The 17,070-nt window shown below is 68.5% G+C and carries 21 protein-coding genes and 1 pseudogene; 8 read left to right on the plus strand and 14 right to left on the minus strand.

Annotation, left to right across the window (positions count from 1 at the left end; genetic code table 11):
* Window positions 1-11: 11 nt before the first annotated feature.
* Window positions 12-1,436, minus strand: a complete 1,425-nt coding sequence (locus ACAM54_RS00245) for an FAD-binding oxidoreductase (RefSeq protein WP_369649419.1) — start codon at window positions 1,434-1,436, stop codon at window positions 12-14.
* 87 nt (window positions 1,437-1,523) lie between these two features.
* On the opposite strand from ACAM54_RS00245, the gene ACAM54_RS00250 reads away from it, so the two are divergent.
* Genes ACAM54_RS00250 through ACAM54_RS00265 form a run of 4 tightly spaced genes read left to right on the plus strand, consistent with a single transcriptional unit; the run spans window position 1,524 to window position 3,567 of the window.
* Complete coding sequence (locus ACAM54_RS00250; protein ID WP_209500401.1) at window positions 1,524-2,030, plus strand: DinB family protein; 507 nt, start codon at window positions 1,524-1,526, stop codon at window positions 2,028-2,030.
* Window positions 2,031-2,043: 13 nt separating this feature from the next.
* The gene (locus tag ACAM54_RS00255; protein WP_192324778.1) at window positions 2,044-2,649 is read left to right on the plus strand and encodes a cob(I)yrinic acid a,c-diamide adenosyltransferase; all 606 of its coding nucleotides are present in this window, start codon (window positions 2,044-2,046) and stop codon (window positions 2,647-2,649) included.
* Window positions 2,646-3,014: a hypothetical protein gene (locus ACAM54_RS00260; protein ID WP_145738847.1), complete on the plus strand. Its 369-nt coding sequence runs from the start codon at window positions 2,646-2,648 to the stop codon at window positions 3,012-3,014. The genes ACAM54_RS00255 and ACAM54_RS00260 overlap by 4 nt, the downstream gene beginning before the upstream one ends.
* Before the next feature lie 34 nt (window positions 3,015-3,048).
* Complete coding sequence (locus tag ACAM54_RS00265; RefSeq protein WP_369649420.1) at window positions 3,049-3,567, plus strand: class IV adenylate cyclase; 519 nt, start codon at window positions 3,049-3,051, stop codon at window positions 3,565-3,567.
* Window positions 3,568-3,579: 12 nt separating this feature from the next.
* On the opposite strand, the gene ACAM54_RS00270 is transcribed toward ACAM54_RS00265, so the two are convergent.
* From ACAM54_RS00270 to ACAM54_RS00280, 3 genes and pseudogenes are all read right to left on the minus strand, one after another.
* Window positions 3,580-3,849: a hypothetical protein gene (locus tag ACAM54_RS00270; RefSeq protein WP_369651020.1), complete on the minus strand. Its 270-nt coding sequence runs from the start codon at window positions 3,847-3,849 to the stop codon at window positions 3,580-3,582.
* A gap of 28 nt (window positions 3,850-3,877) precedes the next feature.
* Window positions 3,878-4,216: pseudogene (locus ACAM54_RS00275) on the minus strand (GDSL-type esterase/lipase family protein); the annotation flags it as partial.
* Window positions 4,217-4,267: 51 nt separating this feature from the next.
* The gene (locus ACAM54_RS00280; RefSeq protein WP_369649421.1) at window positions 4,268-4,693 is read right to left on the minus strand and encodes a hypothetical protein; all 426 of its coding nucleotides are present in this window, start codon (window positions 4,691-4,693) and stop codon (window positions 4,268-4,270) included.
* Here ACAM54_RS00280 and ACAM54_RS00285 point away from each other — a divergent pair.
* Window positions 4,671-5,114, plus strand: a complete 444-nt coding sequence (locus ACAM54_RS00285) for an RcnB family protein (RefSeq protein ID WP_145738842.1) — start codon at window positions 4,671-4,673, stop codon at window positions 5,112-5,114. The genes ACAM54_RS00280 and ACAM54_RS00285 overlap by 23 nt on opposite strands.
* Before the next feature lie 93 nt (window positions 5,115-5,207).
* On the opposite strand, the gene ACAM54_RS00290 is transcribed toward ACAM54_RS00285, so the two are convergent.
* Complete coding sequence (locus ACAM54_RS00290) at window positions 5,208-5,468, minus strand: hypothetical protein (protein WP_012745225.1); 261 nt, start codon at window positions 5,466-5,468, stop codon at window positions 5,208-5,210.
* Window positions 5,469-5,582: 114 nt separating this feature from the next.
* On the minus strand, window positions 5,583-6,527 hold the full coding sequence (locus ACAM54_RS00295) for a CysB family HTH-type transcriptional regulator (protein WP_145738840.1): 945 nt from the start codon (window positions 6,525-6,527) through the stop codon (window positions 5,583-5,585).
* A gap of 191 nt (window positions 6,528-6,718) precedes the next feature.
* Here ACAM54_RS00295 and ACAM54_RS00300 point away from each other — a divergent pair, with 191 nt between their 5' ends.
* Window positions 6,719-7,321 (plus strand): TetR/AcrR family transcriptional regulator, encoded by a 603-nt coding sequence (locus tag ACAM54_RS00300; protein WP_145738839.1) that lies wholly within the window; start codon window positions 6,719-6,721, stop codon window positions 7,319-7,321.
* A gap of 215 nt (window positions 7,322-7,536) precedes the next feature.
* The gene (locus ACAM54_RS00305) at window positions 7,537-8,454 is read left to right on the plus strand and encodes an alpha/beta fold hydrolase (protein WP_369649422.1); all 918 of its coding nucleotides are present in this window, start codon (window positions 7,537-7,539) and stop codon (window positions 8,452-8,454) included.
* 51 nt (window positions 8,455-8,505) lie between these two features.
* On the opposite strand, the gene minE is transcribed toward ACAM54_RS00305, so the two are convergent.
* The 5 genes from minE to ACAM54_RS00330 all read right to left on the minus strand — a co-directional run bounded on the left by minE (window position 8,506) and on the right by ACAM54_RS00330 (window position 12,353).
* Window positions 8,506-8,784 carry a cell division topological specificity factor MinE gene (gene minE / locus ACAM54_RS00310; RefSeq protein WP_012745230.1) on the minus strand — a complete coding sequence of 93 codons (279 nt, stop codon included), beginning with the start codon at window positions 8,782-8,784 and terminating at the stop codon, window positions 8,506-8,508.
* Window positions 8,785-8,787: 3 nt separating this feature from the next.
* On the minus strand, window positions 8,788-9,603 hold the full coding sequence (minD, locus tag ACAM54_RS00315) for a septum site-determining protein MinD (protein ID WP_124960303.1): 816 nt from the start codon (window positions 9,601-9,603) through the stop codon (window positions 8,788-8,790).
* Between the two features lie 55 nt (window positions 9,604-9,658).
* Complete coding sequence (minC, locus tag ACAM54_RS00320) at window positions 9,659-10,435, minus strand: septum site-determining protein MinC (RefSeq protein WP_192324772.1); 777 nt, start codon at window positions 10,433-10,435, stop codon at window positions 9,659-9,661.
* A gap of 121 nt (window positions 10,436-10,556) precedes the next feature.
* Window positions 10,557-11,843: a solute carrier family 23 protein gene (locus tag ACAM54_RS00325; RefSeq protein ID WP_369649423.1), complete on the minus strand. Its 1,287-nt coding sequence runs from the start codon at window positions 11,841-11,843 to the stop codon at window positions 10,557-10,559.
* An 87-nt stretch (window positions 11,844-11,930) separates the two neighbouring features.
* A complete protein-coding gene (locus ACAM54_RS00330; RefSeq protein ID WP_145738831.1) occupies window positions 11,931-12,353 on the minus strand; it encodes a hotdog fold thioesterase in 423 nt (140 codons plus the stop codon).
* A gap of 83 nt (window positions 12,354-12,436) precedes the next feature.
* Between ACAM54_RS00330 and ACAM54_RS00335 the strand changes: the two genes are divergently transcribed.
* Window positions 12,437-13,774: a hypothetical protein gene (locus tag ACAM54_RS00335; protein WP_369649424.1), complete on the plus strand. Its 1,338-nt coding sequence runs from the start codon at window positions 12,437-12,439 to the stop codon at window positions 13,772-13,774.
* Window positions 13,775-13,834: 60 nt separating this feature from the next.
* Here ACAM54_RS00335 and ACAM54_RS00340 read toward each other — a convergent pair whose 3' ends face one another.
* From ACAM54_RS00340 to ACAM54_RS00350, 3 genes are all read right to left on the minus strand, one after another.
* A complete protein-coding gene (locus tag ACAM54_RS00340; protein WP_186454094.1) occupies window positions 13,835-15,223 on the minus strand; it encodes a tripartite tricarboxylate transporter permease in 1,389 nt (462 codons plus the stop codon).
* Window positions 15,220-15,672: a hypothetical protein gene (locus tag ACAM54_RS00345; RefSeq protein ID WP_369649425.1), complete on the minus strand. Its 453-nt coding sequence runs from the start codon at window positions 15,670-15,672 to the stop codon at window positions 15,220-15,222. Before ACAM54_RS00345 ends, ACAM54_RS00340 begins: the two co-directional genes overlap by 4 nt.
* 92 nt (window positions 15,673-15,764) lie before the next feature.
* Complete coding sequence (locus ACAM54_RS00350; protein ID WP_369649426.1) at window positions 15,765-17,051, minus strand: hydroxymethylglutaryl-CoA reductase, degradative; 1,287 nt, start codon at window positions 17,049-17,051, stop codon at window positions 15,765-15,767.
* Between the last annotated feature and the right edge of the window lie 19 nt (window positions 17,052-17,070).

Below are 17,070 nucleotides of genomic sequence, written 5' to 3' on the forward strand. Positions count from 1 at the left end.
CTTTCGAAGGATCAGAGCGCGAAGATCTTCCCGGGATTCATGATGTTCTTCGGGTCGAGCGCGCGCTTGATCGTGCGCATCATGTCGATCGCACCCACGCCTGCTTCCGTCACCAGGAAGTCCATCTTGTGCAGCCCCACGCCGTGCTCGCCGGTGCAGGTGCCCTCGAGTGCCAGCGCGCGGCTCACGAGCGAATGGTTCAGTTCCTCGGCCTTCACGCGCTCTTCGGGAATGTTCGGGTCGAGCAGATAGCCGAAGTGGAAATTGCCGTCGCCCACGTGGCCGACCAGGAAGTAGGGGATGCCGCTGGCATCGGCCTCGGCCACGGAGTCGAGCAGGCAGTCGGCCAGGCGCGAGATGGGCACGCAGGTGTCGGTCGAGATCACGCGGCAGCCGGGGCGCGACTGCACGGCCGCAAAGTAGGCGTTGTGCCGGGCGGTCCACAGGCGCGTGCGCTCTTCGGGCGTGCTGGCCCATTCGAAGGCTTTGCCGCCGTGGCCGCTCGCGAGCTCCTGCACCGTCTCGGCCTGTTCCTTCACGCCGGCCGGCGAGCCGTGGAATTCCATCAGCAGCATCGGCTCTTCGCGCAGGTTCAGCTTGGCGTAGGTGTTGACCATGCGCACCGTGTTCACGTCGATCAGCTCCACGCGCGCGATCGGCACGCCCAGCTGGATGGTCTCGATGGTGGTGCGCACCGCGGCCTCGATGCTCGGGAACGAGCAGATCGCGGCCGATACCGCCTCTGGCAGAGGATAGATGCGCAGCGTGATCTCGGTCACCACGCCCAGCGTGCCTTCGCTGCCCACCATGAGGCGCGTGAGGTCGTAGCCGGCGGACGACTTCTTCGCGCGCGTGCCGGTGCGGATGACCTCGCCGCCGGCCGTGACCACTTCGAGCGCGAGCACGTTCTCGCGCATGGTGCCGTAGCGCACCGCGTTCGTGCCGCTCGCGCGCGTGGCGGTCATGCCGCCGATGGAGGCGTCCGCGCCCGGATCGATCGGAAAGAACAGGCCCGTGCTCTTGATCTCGTCATTGAGCTGCTTGCGCGTGACGCCGGGCTGCACGGTGACGGTGAGGTCGTCGGCATTGACCGACAGCACCTTATTCATGCGCGAGACGTCAATGCTGATGCCGCCCTGCACCGCGAGCAGGTGGCCTTCGAGCGACGAGCCGACGCCGAAGGGGATGACCGGCACGCTGTGCTCGCTCGCGAGCTTCACCGCATCGGCCACGTCCTGCGTGCTTTCGGCAAATACCACCGCAGACGGCGGCGGCGCGTCGAACGAGGACTCGTCGCGGCCATGCTGCGTGCGCACGGCCATGGCCGTGGAACAGTTGCTGCCGAAGCGCGCTTTCAGGCCCTCGATCAGGCTGTCGGGCACGTCGCGCAGATGAAGCTCCGGCATCAGGTGCGAGGTTTGGGTCGGGGCGTTCATCGGGCGTCTCCTGGTCGTGAAAGGGGAGCGGGGGCTCTGTCCGGCCATTTTACGGAGCGAGCACCATAATGCGCTTCGGAAAAAGCCATGAACCCTACGACCCTCGCTGCGCTCGCCGCATTCCCTTCGCAGCTCGAAGCCCACTATGCGGCCATTCCCGACGCGTTCCGGCATTGGGCGCCGCCCTCGTGGGAGGGCGTGCCCAGCGAGGCTTTCACGGCCATCGAGCAGCTCTGCCATGTGCGCGACATCGAGGTCGAGGGCTATCACGTGCGCTTTCGCCGCACGCTGGAAGAAAGCCATCCGACGCTGGCCTCGATCGACAGCGAGCCGCTCGCCATTGCGCGCGCCTATGGCATGGCCGATGCGGCAAAGGTGCTGGCTGAATTCCGCATCGCGCGTGCCCGGACCATGGAAATCGTCTCGAACCTGACGGAGGTGCAACTTGCGCGCACGGCCGTGTTCGAAGGCTATGGGCCGCTCACGATGCGCAGCCTTGTCCACTACCTCTGCAGCCACGACCAGCAGCATCTGGCGGGCCTGCAATGGCTGGCCGGCAAGATCGACGCATCGAAGGCAGCCATCGCCGGCTAAACCAGGAGCTCCCATGGGCAACCGACTTTCGCAGATCGCCACCCGCACCGGCGACGACGGCACCACCGGCCTCGGCGACAACACCCGCGTGCCCAAGGACCACCTGCGCGTGCACGCGATGGGCGACGTGGACGAACTCAACTCGCAGATCGGCCTCTTGCTGTGCGAGCCCCTGCCGGAGCCCGTGCGCGAATTGCTGGTCGACGTGCAGCACCAGCTCTTCAACCTGGGCGGCGAGCTTTCGATGCCGGGCTACACGCTGCTGAAGGCCGACGCGCTGCTGCAGCTGGACAACGCACTGGCCGAGCACAACGCGGCCTTGCCGCGCCTGGCCGAATTCATCCTCCCCGCGGGCACGCGCGCGGCCTCGCTCGCGCATGTGTGCCGCACGGTGGCGCGGCGGGCGGAGCGCGCGGTGGTGGCGCTCGGCGCGACGGCCGAACTCAACGATGCGCCGCGCCAATATCTCAACCGGCTCAGCGACCTGCTCTTCGTGCTCGCGCGCGTGCTCAACCGGATGAACGGCGGCGACGACGTCTACTGGAAGAGCGAACGCATGGCACGCGCCGCAGCGGCAGACGCAGCCGAGCCCAACGACGAAGAAGGAAGCCCATCATGACGACGAAGAAAATGCCTGCCCGTGCATTCGCACTGGCCGCGACAAGCGCCGCACTCCTGCTGCTGTCTGCCGCTGCTGTTCACGCGCAGAGCGCCGACAGTCCGCCCACGGCGCAACCGGCGCATACGCTCAAGCCGCCGCCGCGCGACAGCAAGGTCGTGAACAGCGTGCAGCGCGGCACCAACGCCGCCGGCCGCGGCATCGACCGCGCCGAGGACGCGACGCGGCGCGGCGTCAACAATGTTTCGGAAAAAGCCAGCCGGCCGGTGCGCAGGGTGGGCGAAGCCTTCGGACGCAAGCTCGCGCCGGGTTCGAGCGGCCGCACCGCGCCGCCGCCTGTGGGGCCGCAGGGCAGCGCGCCCTGAGCGAGAGCCGCCGCGGCGAGGCAGGCCAACCGGAATGGCAAGAAACATAGAGATCAAGGCCCGCATCGACAGCGTGGAACGCGTGACATCCATCGCCGCGAAGCTCGCCGATTCAGGCCCCATTGAAATCGCGCAGGACGACACCTTCTTCCGCTGCGAAAACAGCGCCGACCGCCTCAAGCTGCGCACCTTCGCGCCCGACCGCGCCGAGCTGATCTTCTATCGCCGCGCCAACAGCAGCGGCCCGAAGGAATCGTTCTACCTGATCTCGCCCACCACCACGCCCGATGCGCTGCGCGAATCGCTCACGCTCGCCTGGGGCCAGGCCGGCCGCGTGCGCAAGCAGCGCCGGCTTTTCATCGTGGGCCGCACGCGCGTGCACCTCGACCGCGTGGAAGGGCTGGGCGAGTTCCTCGAACTCGAGGTGGTGCTGAAAGAAGGCGAGTCCGCCGAGGCTGGCACGGCCGAAGCGCATGCGCTCATGGCGCAACTGGGCATTGCGTCCGGGCAGCTCGTGCAGGGGGCCTACGTCGACCTGCTGCAGGCCGCCTGAGCCTTGCGGTCCTCAGCGCCAGCCCGCAGCCTTGAACTGGTCGGCGAGCTGCTGCGCAACACGGGCATAGCCTTCGGCATTGGCATGGATGCGATCGGAGCGCAGCGATGCGTCCGACAGCACGCTCGAATACACATTGGGCACAAGCAGCGCCTGCCCTGACTTCGCCACCTCCTCGTAGAACGACGCATCGCTCAGCGACCCGACAGCCGCGCGCATCGCGTCGGGCGAGGGCGTGGCCAGCAGCGCGACGTGCGGCGTGTGCGCGCGCCTGGCTGACAAGGGCCGCGAGGTTGTCGCGCGTGGCCGCGGGCGGCACGCCGCGCAGCATGTCGTTGCCGCCGATGCCGATCAGGACCGCGTCGTAGCTGGCGGCGGCCAGCAGCGGCGGCAGGCGCTCCAGCGCGCCGGCCGAGGTGTCGCCATTGAGGCCCGCGTTCTCGATCTGCCAGCCCGTGAGCTCGCCGAGTTTCACGGGCCAGGCGGCCTCGGGCGGCGCGCCGTAGCCGAAGGTCAGGCTGTCGCCCAGTGCGAGCACGCGGGCGTCGGCTTTCAGTGCGGCAGCGGAGGGCTTGCGCTTGCCGCAGGCGGCCAGCACGGCGCTTGCGGGCAGGCCGGCCAGCAGGTGGAGGAGGTGTCGTCGCTTCATGCTGCGCGCGAGCTTAAACGCAGTCCAGGAATCGCCTGCCTGCGCCTTCGCTCAATCCGGACGCTTGAAGAAGCGGTACAGGCCCGCGACCAACATGACGGCGCCCAGGAGAGCACCGGCGGTCTGACCGCCTTGATAGCCGCCGATTCCGGCAGGCGGCCCCGACATGAGCCACTTCAGGAGCATGCCCCCGCCCCACACGATGCCGATGGCACCAATGATCTTGTCACGCATGTTGATGAATGGCGCCTCCACGCCTCTGCTGCTTTGCAGGCCCATTGTCGCCAGAGCCCCGGGCCGGGCGCAAATCGGTACCGCGAAACCCGGCTTGAAGGACAACGCGCCGCCGCGATACCAGCACTTACCTGATTTCACCTGACCGCGACCTGATGCGTGCAGGGCGGACACAAGCGCCACTGACAATGGACTCGTCATCAACACGAAGGAGTTCCAGATGATCATCAAGTCAAAGAGCATGGCCGTCGCTGCTGCGGCGCTCGCGATGTGCATGGCAGCGGGAAGTGCCTTCGCACAGGACCGGGGCCACGATCGCGATCATGACCGCGGCAACGATCGAGGCAACGGCCGCTACGAACAGCAGGACCGCCGGTTCGACCGGCACGACGACGATCGTCGCGGCGACCGCTACGGGCGCCAGGACTATCGGCCGGGCCGGCAGTTCGACCGCGCCGGCTACCCCCAGCCGCATGCGGAGTGGCGTCGCGGCGGGCGCGTGCCCCATGAATACCGTGGCCGCAACTACGTGGTGAACGATTGGCGCGCCTACCGCCTGCAGCAGCCGCCGCGCGGCTACCAGTGGGTGGGCGTGGGCGGCGACTACGTGCTCGCGGCCATTGCGACCGGCGTGATCGCGCAGATCATCGTGGGCAGCCAGTAACCGGCCGGGCGCGCAGGCTGCTGCGCACCGGACATTTCAAGACCGCCGCGGGGCTTCCTGTGGCGGTCTTTTGCTTTGGCGGGCGCGAGGCTCTCAGGCCACCACCGTGGGCAGCGACTGGGCGCAGACATTGCGCCCGGTGATGGTGAGCCGCAGGCCGCCGCCGTGCCATTCGAGCCAGTTCAGGCTCACGTAGGCCTCGATGTCGCTGTCGTCGATGCGGTCCGCCTGGCGGCTCTGCAGCAGCTCCACCGTGGCGGGCAATGCCCGCCTCAGCCGCTCGCGCCGTTCGGCGGCGTCGGCGGCCTTCAGGGCGGCCCTTGTTTTCTGTTGCTGCTGCGGGGTCGATGCCATTGCTGATCCGTTCCGGGAAGCCAAGGAATTAACCCGAATGTACGCCCCCTGTGTGAAGCGGCGCGCATCTTTTTAAAACCTGTTGCTGCAGGCGCCGAAGACGTTGCGCGGGCCCTAGATTTCGTAGTGCGATCCCTTCGCTTCATCGCCCAGAGCCTTTTCGACGACCGCGCGCGTCAGCGTGGGTGCGAACGACTCGATGAAGGCGTAGACGTACTTGCGCAGGTAGTTGCCGCGGCGAACCGCGAGCTTGGTCATGTTGATGCCGAAGAGCCGGCCCGCATCGAGCGCGCGCAGCTGCGTGTCGCGCTCCGTCTCGTAGGCCACGCCGGCCACGATGCCCACGCCCATGCCCAGCTGAACGTAGGTCTTGATCACGTCGGCATCCATCGCGGCCAGCACGATGTTGGGTTCGAGCCCGTGCTGCGCAAAGGCCTCGTCGATGCGCGAGCGGCCGGTGAAGCCGGTGTCGTAGGTGATCAGCGGATGGCGCGTGAGCGCCTCGAGCGTCAGCGGCGCATCGAGCAGCGCGTGGCCCGGCGGCACGATCACCGAATGCGTCCAGCGGTAGCAGGGCAGGGCCACCAGCTGGGGATAGTCGCCCAGCGCCTCCGTTGCAATGCCCACGTCGGCCTCGCCGTCGATCAGCATCTGCGCGATCTGCCTGGGCGAACCTTGGTGCAGGTGCAGCTTCACGTTGGGAAACTGCGCGCGGAATTCCTGCACCGCCACCGGCATCGCATAGCGCGCCTGCGAATGCGTGGCCGCCACCGAGAGCAGGCCGCTTTGCTGCGCCACGAACTCCTGTCCGGCATGGCGCAGGTTGCTGCTCTCCATCAGCATGCGCTCGATGATCGGCAGCACGTGGCCGCCCGGCTCCGTGAGCCCGGTGAGCCGCTTGCCGGCGCGCACGAAGAGTTCGATGCCGAGCTCTTCCTCCAGCTCGCGGATCTGCCGGCTCACGCCCGGCTGGGAGGTGTGGAGGGTATGGGCGACTTCGGTCAGGTTGAAGCCGCAACGAACGGCCTCGCGTACCGAGCGCAGTTGTTGGAAGTTCATCTGGCGCGGAGAAGATCGGGAGGAGAAGGCACAGGCCCGCGGCGGGCCGAGCGGCGATTCTCGGCACAAGCGCTCATGCGGGGAACGATGCGTTTGTTGGTTTCACATGAGCAAAACATCTGTGCAGACCTGCTGCCGATGCCGCAGCCAGCGAATTTGCAATTTCGCACGACTGTGCTAAAGTTGCCGGCATGGACGCCAAGACCCAGAAAAGCGAACTCACCCGCGCCGCCATCGTCGGCGCGGCAATGGACCTTGCGCTGGCCGAAGGCCTGGAGGCCATCACGCTGCAGGCCGTGGCCAGCCGCCTGGCGCTCTCCAAGAGCGGCGTGTTCTCGCGCGTGGGCTCGCGCGAAGCGCTGCAGAAGGCGGTGATCGAGGAATACGGCCGCCGCTTCCTGGCCGACGTGTTCGTGCCGGCCATGCAAAAGCCCAAGGGCCTGGCGCGCCTCAACGACATCGTCGGGCGCTGGATTGCCCGCACCCGCGACATCGAGGCCGAAACCGGCTGCATCTACATGGCGGGCGCCTTCGAATACGACGACCGCGAAGGCGAGCTGCGCGACCTGCTGTTCGGCGAGATCACGCGCTGGCGCGCCGCGCTGCGCCGCACGGTGCTCCAGGCGGTGGAAACCGGCGAGCTGCGGCCCGACACCGACCCGGCGCAGCTGGTCAGCGAACTGAACGGCCTCATCATGGGCCTGCTGCACGACGCGCGCTTCCTGCGCGACCCCCAAGCCGCCGATCGCGCCACGCAGACCTGGCAGCGGCTTCTTTCGAGCTACCGCGCCTGAGCCACGGCACAGGCCATTTCGTTCCGTCTTTCTTTGTCTTAATTTCGCACGATCGTGCGATAAAAGGAAAAACACCATGCTGATCATCGCCCTCTGTCTTGCCGTCTATGTGGTCGCCATCGGCGCCGACGCCACCCGCGATGCGCTGCGCAGCCTGCCGCGCAGCAATGAGGACTGGGTCTGGTACTGAACGACCGTACGCAGGAGCCCATTGCATGACGAGCACCACCACCTCCGCGGCCACGCACGCCGCGCAGTCGAACTACTACCGCCCGGGCCGCCTGATGCGCGCCTTGCGCTTCGGCCTGACCGCCTCGCAGCGCCTGTGGCCCGCGCTGGGCGTGCGTGCGGCCTACCGCGTGTTCGGCACGCCGCTGCCGCCCAAGTGGCTCTACCGCGGCCAGGGGCCCGGGGCCGGCTGGCGGCGCGAGGCCTGGGCTTTCGAAAACGCCGGCCTCGGCCTCTATCACCTGGCTGCGCAGGACTTCGGTGCGGAATCGGCGCCCGTCGTGCTGCTGGTGCACGGCTGGGGCGGGCATGCGGGGCAGATGCTGGCGCTCGCGCAGGCGCTGGCCGATGCGGGCCTGCGGCCGGTGCTGCTCGAACTGCCGGCCCATGGCCGCAGCGCGGGCACGACGAGCAACTCGCCGCAGTTCGCGCGCGCCATCGCGTATGTGGTTGCCAGGCTCGCGGCCGACGGCCATGCGCTGCGCGCGGTGGCTGCCCATTCGCTGGGAGCCAACGCGCTGGCGCTGGCGGCCGCGCAGGGCCTGCAGGCCGAGCGGATGGTGCTGCTCGCGCCGCCGGCGTCGCCGCGCGAATACACGCGCTATTTCGCGCACACCTTCGGGCTCAGCGAGGCGACGCGCCAGGCCATGCAGCGGCGGTTCGAGGCGCGCGAAGGCATCCTGATGGCGCAACTGGAGCCGGCGGCCGTCGGTCCGCGCATCGCGCAGCCGACGCTGATCGTGCATGACCGCGACGACCGGGTGAACCGCTTTGCGGATGCCGAGGCCTATCGAGACGCGATCAGTGGAGCGCGGCTGGTGGCCACGCAGGGACTGGGGCATCGCCGCATCCTCAAGGAGGAGGACGTGGTCCGCCAGGTGGTGCGCTTCGTGGCGCAGCCCTGAGCGGTGGGCGGGCGTGGGGGGCAATGCCGCCCGCGCCGCGTTCTTTCTATTTCAGCGCGCCGGCGAGGGTGCCGGGTCGGGCAGCTCGATCTTGATGTCGAGCACTTCGAGGTCGTCCTGTTTTTCCAGGTGAACCTTGATGTCATCGGCATTGATCTTCACGTACTTGGAGATCACCGCCATCAGCTCGCGCTGCAGGTCGGGCAGGTAGTCGGGGCGCTTCTTGCCGCTGAGGCTGGACCGCTCGTGCGCGAGGATGATCTGCAGCCGCTCCTTGGCGACGCTGGCCGTCTTCTTCTTTTCGCCGAGCAGGAACGAGAAAAAGGACATGGCCTACTTGCCTCCGAAAATTCGCTTGAAGAAGCCCGGCTTTTCGGCGTCGACGAAGCGCATCGGGCGGTCCTCGCCCAGGAAGCGCGCCACCACGTCGCTGTAGGCCTTGGCCACGTCGGTTTCCTTGTCGTGGATGGCGGGCACGCCCTGGTTGGAGGCCTGCAGCACGCTCTCCGACTCGGGAATGACGCCGATCAGCTTGATGCGCAGGATGTCCTGGATGTCCTCCAGAGAGAGCATCTGGCCGCCGGCCACGCGGTTGGGGTTGTAGCGGGTGATCAGCAGGTGCTCCTTGATGGGGTCGCCGCCTTCCTTCGCCCGCTTGGTCTTGCTGCTGAGCATGCCCAGGATGCGGTCGGAGTCGCGCACCGAGGATACCTCGGGGTTGGTCACCACGAGCGCCTCGTCGGCAAAGTGCATGGCCATCATCGCGCCGGTCTCGATGCCGGCGGGCGAATCGCAGACGATGTAGTCGAAGTCCATCGCGGCCAGGTCGGTCAGCACCTTTTCGACGCCCTCCTGCGTGAGCGCTTCCTTGTCGCGCGTCTGCGAGGCCGCGAGCACGAACAGGTTGTCGCACTGCTTGTCCTTGATGAGCGCCTGGCTCAGGTTGGCCTCGCCCTGGATCACGTTGATCAGGTCGTACACCACGCGGCGTTCGCAGCCCATGATGAGGTCGAGGTTGCGCAGGCCCACGTCGAAGTCGATCACCGCCGTCTTCTTGCCTGCGAGCGCGAGGCCCGACGCGAAGCTGGCGCTCGTCGTGGTCTTGCCGACGCCGCCCTTGCCTGAGGTCACCACCACAATTTTGGCCATGGCCATTCCTTCTTGTTTCGATTCGGTTGTTGGTTGTCGGATGCGGCGCGGCCCGTCAGGGAATCGCGTCGATCATTAGCTTCTTGCCATCGAGGCGTATCTGGGCCGGCTTGCCGAGCACCGGGTCGGGCAGCGGCACCTCGTTGGTGCGGTAGATGCCCGCGATGGCCACGAGCTGCGCTTCCATGCAGGTCGAGAAGATGCGCGCCTCGGTGTTGCCGCGCGCGCCGGCAATGGCCTTGCCCCGCAGCGGCGCGTAGACGTGCACGTTGCCGTCGGCGATGACTTCGGCGCCGAAGCTCACCACCGCGGTCACCACCACGTCGCCGCCGCGGGCGTAGACCTGCTGGCCCGAACGCAGCGGCTTGTCGATCAGCAGGGTGCCGTTGGCCGGCACCGGCACTTCGCGCACGATCTGCGGTGCCTCGCTCGCGGGCGCCGGCGAAGCGGCCGGCGGTGCCGGGGAGCGCGGCGCGGGTGCCACCGGCATGGCCGTGAGCGACAGGCCGGCGGCGCGCGCCGCCGCATTCTGGGCGTTGTTGCCCCCGCGCACCGCAATCGGCTGCGTCTGGTGGCGCGCCAGCAGGCCGCGCAGCGCCGCGAAGTCGAGCGCCGGGGGTTCCTCGCCGCCTTCCTCGTCCGGCTGCAGCTGCGAGAGGTCGATGACCACCGGCTCCTGCTCGAAGAAATCGGGCGAGTCGGCCAGCTGCGCGTCGAGGGCCTCGGCCAGCACGGCCAGGTCGGCCGTCTTGAGGATCACTGCGATCAGCGGCAGCGTGGCGCTCTTGAATTCGAAAACCGCCTTGGTGCGCGCGGCGGAGACATCGGCCATTGGAAAACGTCGGTGCGAAAAGCGTTGAAGTCTAACGGGCGCGGGCTTCGGGCCAGTGACCGGGGCCCGCTTCAAGCACCTCGGACAACATTTCTTGCACGAGGTTTCACTTTGCAGAGCCTCAGGCGTTGCGCGTCCGGCCCAGAAGCGCGTAGAGGATGATGGCCCCGAAAGTCGCGGTGCCGATGCCGCCCAATGCGAAGTCGCCGAACTTCAGCGTGAAGTCGCCGGTGCCGATGATCAGCGTGATGGCGGCCACGATCAGGTTCTTGTTCTGCGAGAAGTCGACCTTGTTGTCGACCCAGATCTTGGCGCCCGCAATGGCGATGAGGCCGAACACCACGATGCTCACGCCGCCCATCACCGGCAGCGGAATGGCCTGGATCAGCGCGCCGAACTTGGGGCTGAAGCCCAGCACCAGCGCGATGAGCGCGGCCACCACGAACACCGCCGTCGAGTAGATGCGCGTGGCCGCCATCACGCCGATGTTCTCGGCATAGGTGGTCACGCCGGTGCCGCCCGAGGCGCCGCTCACCACGGTGGCAATGCCGTCGCCGATGAAGGCGCGGCCGATGTAGGGGTCGAGGTTGCGGCCGGTCATGGCCGTGACCGCCTTCAGGTGGCCGAGGTTCTCGGCCACCAGGATGATGGCCACGGGCGCGATCAGCAGCATGGCGTTGGCCGTGAACACCGGCGCGGTGAAGGTCGGCATGCCGAACCAGGCGGCGTTGGCGATGCCGCCCAGGTCCACCGGCTTGCCCAGGCCCATGCCGTTGGTCAGCGCCGCATAGACCAGCGTGGCCAGGATCAGCCCGACCAGGATCAGGAGCCGCTGCAGCATGCCGCGCGTGAACACCGCGACCAGCCCGACGCAGAGGAAGGTGACGGCCTGCATCCACGAATCGAAATTGCTGGCCGCCATGTTCTTGATCGGCACGCCCGCCAGGTTGAGCCCGATCACCGCCACCACCGCGCCCGTGACCACCGGCGGCATGAAGCGCTCGATCCAGCCGGTGCCGATCGCCTGCACCAGGGCGCCGATCAGGATGTAGACCACCCCGCAGGCCACGATGCCGCCGAGCGCCACCGCGATGTTGGCGTTGGGACCCTTGCCCGCGTAGCCGCTGGCCGCGATCACCACGCCGATGAACGCGAAGCTCGAGCCCAGGTAGCTGGGCACCCTGCCGCCCGTCACCAGGAAGAAGATCAGCGTGCCGATGCCGCTCATCAGGATCGCGATGTTGGGATTGAAGCCCATCAGGATGGGCGCCAGCACCGTGGCGCCGAACATCGCGATCACGTGCTGCACGCCCATCGCGCCGGTCTGCAGCCAGGGCAGGCGTTCGTCGGGCGCGACCACGCGGCCCTCGGTGGCGGCGACTTCGCGCCAGCTGAACAGGTTGCTCATGAGTGGTGATCTCCTCGGTAGTTATTGATGTTCCTGGGGGGCTTCTCTCGGCCCGCTGCCGCCCGCGTGCCGGGCGGGTTTCCTGCCCTAGCGCGGCGCCAGCACCGCCATTGTGATGCGCGAGACGCAGGTCAATTCGCCCGCGTCGTTGGTCATGTCGATCTGCCACACCTGGGTGGTGCGCCCCCGGTGCACCGGCCGCGCGGTGCCCGTGACCCAGCCGCTCGTGGCCGAGCGGATGTGGTTGGCGTTGATGTCCAGGCCCACGGCCCGGTCGCCCTCGGGGGCCGAGTAGTGCGCGCCGCAGGAGCCCAGCGTCTCGGCCAGCACCACCGACACGCCGCCGTGCAGGATGCCGTAGGGCTGGCGGGTGCGCTCGTCCACCGGCACGCGGGCGCGGATGAAGTCGTCGCCCACCTCCAGGAATTCCATGCCCAGCGTGGACACGGCGGTGCCGATGTGGTTGCGGGTCAGTTCCTCGACAGAGATGTCTTTTTTCCAGATACGCATTCGGTTTCTCCGGTACAGGATTTGGGAAACTATAGCGACGGGGGCTGACAACGGCAGTCGCCTTTGCGTGCTAAGTTGGCCGGATGAAACGTCCTGTCCGCCGTTGGCTCATCGGCATTGCCGCGGTCCTGCTGCTGGGTGCCGGCGCGCTGGTGTGGGTGGCGAGCACCCGCCTGCCCAGCGACGAGGAAGTGGCCGCGCGCATTGCCGAAGGTTTCGAGAAGCGCTTCGGCGTGGGCCTGAAGATCGGCGGTGCGCACTGGGCGCTGTGGCCCAGCCCCGTGCTGGTGCTGTCCGACCTGGCCACCGAGCAGCCGCGCCCCGTCACGCTGCGCCGCATCACGGTGCAGCTCAAGCTGCGGGAGCTGCTGCGCCGGGTCGTCGCGATCGACGAGGTCGAGATCGAAAGCCTGGTGCTGCCGCGCGAGTCGGTGCGCGCGTTCCGCGGCAAGGGCCCCAAGCCGAAGGAGGGCGGCCACATCGTCGCGCTGCCCGCGCCCTGGACGCTGGCGCCCGTTCCGCTCGAAAAGCTGCGCTGGCGCGACCTGAGCTGGATCGACCGGCGCGGCATTGCGCTGGCCTATGACGGCGAAATCAGCTTCGACGCCGGCTGGCGGCCGCGCCAGGCGCGCATCGAACGCGCCGGCGCATCGCCACCCGCCCGGCTGCGCCTGGACCGCGCCGCCGGACAGGACCGGTGGCGCACCCGCATCGACGTGGGCGGTGGTACCGCGAACGGTGTGACGTGGTTCGAGGCGTTGCCGAACGACCTGCTGCGCGTGTCGGCCGAGCTCGAGCCTCGGCAGGTGGACATCGAAGGACTGGTTCAGGCCTTCGGCCGGCGCAGCGCCGTGGCCGGCAAGGTATCGGGCCAGTCCACGCTGGTGGCCGAGGCCGGCGAAGTGGGCGCGCTGCTGCGCAGCCTGCGCACCCGCACCACCTTCTCGGTCCAGCCCGCCACGCTCACGCGGCTGGACCTGGCCAAGGCCGTGACCACCGCCGGCATCAGCCGCGGCGGCGCCACGCCGCTCGACGAGCTCACCGGCGTGCTCGACACGCAGGGCACCGAAGACGGCGTCGTGATGCGCTACACCGGGCTCAAGGCGCGTTCGGGCGTGCTCACGGCCAGCGGCAACCTGCGGCTCTTCAACGGCAAGCTGGACGGCGAGATGGCGGTCGACCTGGTCGATGGCGTGGTGGGCATGCCGCTCAAGATCGGCGGGACCATGAGCGAGCCCGAGGTGTCGCTGACCGGCGGTGCGCTGGCCGGTGCGGCGGTCGGCACCGCGCTGCTGCCGGGCGTGGGCACGGCCATCGGCGCGCGCGCGGGGCAGCAGATCGAAAGGCTTTTCGGCGAGGAAGAGCCCGCGAAGAAGGCAGCGCCGGCGGCTCGCAGGAAAGGCCCTCGGGTTTCCCCCTGACCGGTGCCGGCGGGGCCTGCCACTGAAGCTCGTTGAAGCCGCGCTGCGCACCCCGAGGCATCAACCGAAGGCCTTGATGACGGCCGGCACCGTCAGCACCGCCGTGTAGTAGCCCATGAACTGCACGCCGGTGTTGAAGCCGATGGCGCGCGACAGCAGGCCCCCGAGCAGGCCCATCGTGAGGATCACCAGCAAGCCGAGCAGCTGCCCTTCCCACACGCTGATCACCACGATCAGGCCAACGAAGGTCGCGATGATGGCCTCGTGGCTCACCTTGCGCGAGACGAAGAGCGCCGCGCGGCGCGCGAAGTTCATCGTGAACGGATAGGCCACCAGCGCCGCGAGCATCACCGCCAGCATGCCGTAGCCCAGGAACTCCCAGTGGTTCAGCAGGTTGTGCAGGTTGTGGGTCTGGCCGGTGGCCGAATCGATGGTGAACACCGGCGGCGCATTGAAGAGCGGCGCGGCCGGGCCGGCCGCCACCGGGCTCAGCGGCAGGCCGATGGCGATCAGCGGGATCAGCGCCTCGGCGATGTACGTGGCCTCGGTCACGCCGTTGCGCGCGGCCAGCGTGGTGGTCAACCGGTGGTAGGCGTGCTTGATGCGCGAACCCACCAGCTCGCCCAGCACCACCGTCATCGCGACCGGGCTGAACACGAAGGTGGCGCTGGAGATCGCGGCGGTCGCAACGGTCCACTTCACCTGTCCGCGGTCGAGCACCTTGAACGGGTTCGGAAAGTAGCCTGACCAGCCCTTCACGTCCGGCGCGAGCGAGAAGGTGCGGACCTTGTCGCGCTTCATGCGGGCGCGTGCCGCCGGCGAGATCACCGAGAACAGGTCGGCCACCAGCGGCCCGATCGCGATGCCCAGGAAGTAGCTGATGCTGAGCTTCACGCCGTACTTGCCGGTGAGCGCCTGCAGCGCCACGATCACCATCACGAACGGCACCAGCGTGGCCACCGAGGCCCAGCGACCGCTCGAGAAGTAGGCGATGGCCACGGCCGCCACCACGAAGATCCAGGGCGCCGCCTTGGTGATGGCCGCGCCGTAGGGTGCCAGCAGCACCGCGAACAGCACGGCCAGCGGCACCGCGAGGAAGGCCGCGATGATTGCGCCCGACACCATCTTGCGCAGCGCGATGTGCGGCACGCCGAGGTTGCGCAGCACGTTCGCGTCCTGCAGCAGCGGCGTGGCCATGGTGTCGCCCGGAATGCCCAGCAGCGCGGTGGGCACCGCATGCGTCATGTGCTTGGCCACGGCCGCTGCGAGAAAGAAGGTGAACACGCCTTCGGGCGGCACGCCGAGCAGCACCACCAGCAGGGTGAGCGGCGCGAGCGTGGTGGTTTCGTCGGTGCCCGAGACGAGGCCGATGGCCGCGAAAACAATGGCCCCCACGAGGCCCATGCCGGTGGCAACGAGGATCTGGTCGAGGAGTGCAGCGTCGATCACGGTGCGGCTCCTTCGGCGCTGCGTGCGCGGGGCTTGTACGACGCGAACAGGTCGTAGATCTCCAGCTCCTTCATCTCGCGCACCACGGACGGCGGCAGGTCGTCCACCGAGCCCAGGTCGCCATGCTCGCCGGCCAGTTCGGCCAGCACCTCTTCGCGCCAGCGCGGATCGGCTTCGGTGCCTTCCACCACTTCGCGCTTCGGCGTGAAGAGCTTCGCGCAGACCAGGCCCGACACCACGCAGCCGCCGAGGCCGGCGAGCATGGCGTAGGCGCGTGCCAGCTCGGGTGTGCCCACGGCGCTCGCGAGCACGCGGCTGGCCACGAGATAACCCGTGAGGCTCACCGCGACGCCGATGACGATCGACCACGCGAGGTGGCCCAGGTCGGCCGTGTCGCCCCATATCTCCACCAGCCGCCATCTGGCGCGCGTTGCACTGTCTGCGTTCATTTGTGATGTCTCCGTCTTGGTGATGTGACGGCCGCTTCCATGGCCGCCGCGGTTTCGGCCGCGGTCCGTTGTGCGGGCCTCTCCGGCCCTGCCTACTTCCTGCGCAGCGCTTCGAGCAATGCCACGGCGCGATCGGTGCGCACGTCATGCTCGGCGGCCATCTGCCTGGCGATGCTGTCGATCTCGTCGCCGGCGGCGCCCGCGACCAGCGCGATATTGCGGGCATGCAGCGCCATGTGGCCGCGCTGGATGCCTTCGGTGGCGAGCGCGCGCAGCGCGCCGAGGTTCTGCGCGAGACCCACGGCCACCGCGACTTCGCCGAGTTCCTGTGCCGACTTCACGTCGAGGATCTTCAGTGCGAGCCGGGCGAGTGGATGCGTCTTGGTGGCACCGCCGACCAACCCCACAGGCATCGGCATCTCGATGGTGCCGACCAGCGCGCCGCCCGCATCCTTCTCCCAGGTGGTCAGCGAGCTGTAGCGCCCGCTGCGGCACGCATAGGCATGCGCGCCGGCTTCCACCGCGCGCCAGTCGTTGCCGGTCGCGACGATCACCGGATCGACGCCGTTCATGATGCCCTTGTTGTGCGTCGCCGCGCGGTAGGGGTCGATGGCCGCGAAGGTGTAGGCGTCGATCACGCCCTCGACCACGTCCTCGCCGCTGCGCTCGCGCGTGGCCAGCACCGCGGGGGCGAGCCGCACGCGCGCACGGGCCAGCCGCAGGTCCGCCAGGTTCGACAGGATGCGCAGGCGCACCGTGCCACCCGTGAGCGTCTCGACCAGTGGCGACACCGCCTCGGCCATGGTGTTGACCGTGTTCGCACCCATCGCGTCGCGCACGTCGACGATCAGGTGCATCACCACCATCGCGCCGCGCGGCGTGTCGCCGAACACATGCACCTCGATGTCGCGGCAGCCGCCGCCCAGGCCGATCAGCACCTTGTCGCGGCTGTTCGCCACGGCCAGGATTTCGTCGCGCGCACGCAGCAGCGCGAGCCGCGCACCGTACGGGTCGGTGATGCCGATCACCTGCACCTGCGCGCGCATCAATGGCCCGGTGCTCGAAGCCTCGAAGCCGCCGCCCTCGCGGGCCAGCTTGGCCATGAAGGAAGCGGCCGCCACCACCGAGGGCTCCTCGACCGCCATCGGCACGAGGTAGTCGCGCCCGTTCACGGTGAAGTTGCCGGCCACGCCCAGCGGCAGCTCGAAGGTGCCGATCACGTTCTCGACCATGCCGTTGGCGCGGTCCACGCTCAGCGCGCCGGGCTGGGCGAGCAGCGCCACCTCGTCGCCGGTGAGCGATGTGGCCTGCGCGATGTGGGCAAGGCGCTGTGCGGGCGTGAGCGCGCGGAAGTTGGGAATGCGGGAATCGGCGACCATCGTTGCTTGTCTCTTCGGA

The sequence above is a fragment of the Variovorax sp. V93 genome, assembly GCF_041154485.1.
Classification (GTDB): domain Bacteria; phylum Pseudomonadota; class Gammaproteobacteria; order Burkholderiales; family Burkholderiaceae_C; genus Variovorax; species Variovorax beijingensis_A.